Source organism: Streptomyces palmae, assembly GCF_004684805.1.
GTDB classification, from domain to species: domain Bacteria; phylum Actinomycetota; class Actinomycetes; order Streptomycetales; family Streptomycetaceae; genus Streptomyces; species Streptomyces palmae.
This window is the reverse complement of sequence record NZ_SRID01000691.1, coordinates 1-1315: the sequence shown is the minus strand read 5'-3', so window position 1 is coordinate 1315 and position 1315 is coordinate 1. Positions and strand designations below refer to the sequence as shown.

The 1315-nt window shown below is 73.9% G+C and carries 1 protein-coding gene; it reads left to right on the top strand.

Features of this window, described 5'->3' with window-relative positions; genetic code table 11:
- Positions 1 to 276: 276 nt before the first annotated feature.
- Positions 277 to 1315: serine/threonine-protein kinase (locus E4099_RS32105; protein ID WP_135342601.1), on the top strand; the 1039-nt coding region annotated here is incomplete at its 3' end.

The following is a 1315-nucleotide window of genomic DNA, read 5'->3' as shown; positions in this document are numbered from 1 at the left end:
GAACCCGCCCCGGGGCGTGCGGCCAGGGGCCCCGGCCCGCGCCCCCGCCGAGGCCCCGGTGTCTCGGCGAACCGTACGGCCAGGCGCTCCCCCGCCGTCAACGCACGCCCTACCGCCCGACTTTCGCTGGATTCCGGCGTTCCGCCACCACTTCACCGGAAGCGCCGAACCGGCCGCCGGATACGGAACCGATAACGGATCGCTCGCGTCGTCCCCAACGCTCTCCGCCGCCTCATATTCTCGGGCGAAGGCCGGACTGGGAAGGGACATCGACGCATGGAAGACCTGGGGGCAGAGGACCCTCGCTGGATCGGCGAGTACCGGCTGCTCAGGCGCCTGGGCGCGGGCGGTATGGGCCGGGTTTTCCTGGCGCATTCGGCTCGCGGACGGACGGTAGCCGTCAAACTCGTACAGACCGAGCTGGCGCAACAGGCGGAGTTCCGGCGGCGATTCAAACAGGAGGTGAAGGCGGCTCAGCGGGTCGGCGGCGAGTGGACCGCGCCGGTCCTGGACGCGGACACCGACGCGGCCACCCCCTGGGTGGCCACCGGCTATATCGCCGGACCCTCGCTGCACACGGTCATCGCCGAGAGCGGCCGGCCGCTTCCGGAGCGCTCGGTGCGCATCCTCGGCAACGGGTTGAGCCGGGCCCTCCAGGCGATCCACGGCGCGCAGCTGATCCACCGCGATCTCAAGCCGTCCAACGTCCTGGTCACCATCGACGGCCCGCGGGTCATCGACTTCGGCATCGCCCGCGCCCTGGAGACCGTCACCGACGGCGTCCACACCCGCAGCGGCGCGGTGGTGGGTTCGCCCGGTTTCATGTCGCCCGAGCAGGTCCGCGGTGAGCGGGTCACCCCGGCCAGCGACGTCTTCTGCCTCGGGTCCGTGCTGGCCTTCGCGGCGACCGGCCGGCAGCCCTTCGGCACCTCGGACAGCGGGGTGCACGCGGTGATGTACCGGATCGCGGAGGGGCAGCCGGACCTGACCGGGCTGCCCGAGGGGCTGCTGGACCTGGTCCAGGCCTGCCTGGCGAAGGACCCGGCCGAGCGGCCCACCGTGGAACGGCTGCTGGAGCTGACCGCCACCGAGGAGGACGGCGAGCCCTGGCTGCCCGGCAGCCTGGTCGCCCAGCTCGGCCGGCACGCGGTGGAGCTGCTGGAGGCGGAGACGCCCGCGGGGCCGGGGATACCGCAGGTGCCCGCGCCGCCGACGGTACGTCCGAACGCCGGGGGTACGGTCCCGCTGCCGCCGACCGTGCCGCCCACGGCCTCGGCCATCCCGGCACCGCCCGCCGGACCGCCCACCCCGCCGC